Source organism: Streptomyces sp. NPDC097981 (assembly GCF_040302565.1).
In the GTDB taxonomy this organism is placed as follows: domain Bacteria; phylum Actinomycetota; class Actinomycetes; order Streptomycetales; family Streptomycetaceae; genus Streptomyces.
In genome coordinates this window covers 1-2,475 of sequence record NZ_JBEORW010000161.1, presented here as the reverse complement: position 1 = coordinate 2,475, position 2,475 = coordinate 1, and the positions used below count along the sequence as shown (strand labels likewise).

Below are 2,475 nucleotides of genomic sequence, written 5' to 3'. Positions count from 1 at the left end.
CCCCTGCCCCGTGAACAGGAAGGCGAGCCCGCCACCCGACACGGCACCCCGCACCAGCCCCGGAACCTGCTCGCCGGCGGCCAGGGCCGTCAGGCCGGCGGCCAGCGCATCGCTGCTGGCTGGGTCCGCGACCAGGACCGCCCGCGTCTCGAACGCGGACCGCCCCGTCGCGAGCGAGTACGCGATGTCGGCGGGTGCGGCCTGCGGGTTCTGGGCCAGCCACGACGCGAGCTGCTGCGCCTGGGCGCGCAGTCCGGCGGGGTTCTTGCCCATGATGGTGAAAGGCAGCACCGGAGCAGCCGATCCGGTGCCGGTACCGGCGTCGTGGCCCGGTGCGGTCGCCTCGTCGGTCGCCGGGGCCTCTTCGATGATGGTGTGGGCGTTCGTGCCGCTCAGGCCGAAGGAGGAGACAGCGGCGCGGCGCGGGCGCCCGGTCTCGGGCCATTCCACCTGCTCGGTAAGGAGCGCGACCTCGCCCGCCGTCCAGTCGACGTGCGGCGTGGGCTCGTCCACGTGCAGGGTCTTGGGCAGCACACCGTGGCGCATCGCCATGACCATCTTGATCACACCGGCAACGCCCGCGGCGGCCTGCGTGTGCCCGATGTTCGACTTCAGGGAGCCGAGCAGCAGGGGCCGGCCCTCGCTGCGGTCCTGGCCGTACGTGGCCAGCAGCGCCTGGGCTTCGATCGGGTCGCCGAGCCGGGTACCCGTACCGTGCGCCTCGACGGCGTCGACGTCCGCGGCCGAGAGGCCGGCAGCCGCCAGGGCCTGGCGGATGACGCGCTGCTGGGAGGGCCCGTTCGGGGCGGTGAGCCCGTTGCTCGCGCCGTCCTGGTTGATCGCTGAACCCCGGACCACGGCCAGCACCGGGTGGCCGTTCCTGCGCGCGTCCGACAGCCGCTCGACGAGCAGCATGCCGACGCCCTCGCCCCAGCCCGTTCCATCGGCAGCGGCGGCGAACGCCTTGATGCGACCGTCCTCCGCCAGGCCACGCTGACGGCTGAAGTCGACGAAGGCGTCGGGGGTGGACATCACGGTCACACCACCGGCGAGCGCCATGGAGCACTCGCCCTGGCGCAGCGCCTGAACGGCCAGGTGCAGGGCGACGAGCGACGACGAGCACGCGGTGTCGACCGTCACCGCAGGGCCTTCGAGACCGAACACGTACGAGAGGCGGCCGGAAACGACGCTCGCCGCGTTGCCCGTGCCGACGTGGCCTTCGAGGCCGCCGGCTTCACCCGCGACCAGGGAGAGGTAGTCCTGGCCGTTGGTGCCGACGAACACGCCGGCCTGGCTGCCCTTCAGTACGGCGGGGTCGATGCCGGCCCGTTCGAAGGCCTCCCACGAGGTCTCCAGCAGCAGGCGCTGCTGGGGATCCATGGCGAGGGCCTCGCGCGGGGAGATCCCGAAGAAGTCGGCGTCGAACTCGGCGGCGTCGTAGAGGAAGCCACCCTCGCGGGTGTAGGAGGTACCCGGCTGGTCCGGGTCGGCGTCGTAGAGGCGGTCCAGATCCCAGCCGCGGTCCGCGGGGAATTCGGCGACCGCGTCCGTACCGTGTGCCAGCAGCTGCCATAGGTCTTCCGGTGTACGCACCCCGCCGGGAAAACGGCAGCTCATGGCCACGATCGCGATGGGATCGCCGTCGGCCGACACGGCGGCGCGCTGCGGGGCGTCGGCCTTGGGCGCGCTGCCCACGAGCTCCTCGCGCAGGTACTCCGCGAGGGCCGAAGAGGTCGGGTAGTCGTAGACGAGGGTGGTGGGGAGCCGCAGCGCGGTGGCAGCGCCGAGGCGGTTGCGCAGGTCGACGGCGGTCAGGGAGTCGAACCCGAGCTCCTTGAAGGCGCGTTCGGCGCCGACGGCGTCCGAGCCGTCGTGGCCCAGGACGGCGGCGACGTGGGTGCGGACCAGGCTGAGCAGCTCCCGCTCCTGCTCGGCGCGAGGCAGCTCGGCCAGCTTCGCGAACGCGGCACCGGCGACGTCGGCGCCCGTGACCACGGTCCCCTGCCCGGCGGCAGCGGCGGTGTCCTCCGGGCCGCCGGTGACGAAGTCGCCGACCAGCGGGTTGGGGCGGACTCCCGCCACGATCGCGGAGAAACGGTCCCAGGCGATGTCCGCGACGGTCAGGGCGACCTCGTCGGCGCCAATGGCCTCAGCCAGCACGGCGATCGCGGCGTCGGGGGCCATCGGAGGCACACCCTCGCGCCGCATCCGCGCATCCATGGCCTCGTCGGCGGCCATGCCGCCTTCGGCCCAGGGACCCCAGGCGAGCGAGGTCGCGGCCAGCCCGGCGGCACGACGCTGCTCGGCGAGGGCGTCGAGGTAGGCGTTGGCGGCGGCGTAGTTGGCCTGACCGGCAGCACCAATGGTGCCGCTCATCGAGGAGAACAACACGAACGCCGAAAGCTCGATACCGAGCTCGCCAGTCAGCTCGTGCAGGTTGAGCGCCGAGGTCGCCTTCGCACGCAACACGCTGTC

The 2,475-nt window shown here is 72.9% G+C and carries 1 protein-coding gene; it reads right to left on the bottom strand.

Going from position 1 to position 2,475, the window contains the following annotated elements; translation table 11 throughout:
* A partial coding sequence (locus ABTY04_RS40760) for a type I polyketide synthase (RefSeq protein WP_352218480.1) occupies positions 1-2,475 on the bottom strand: 2,475 nt, incomplete at both ends.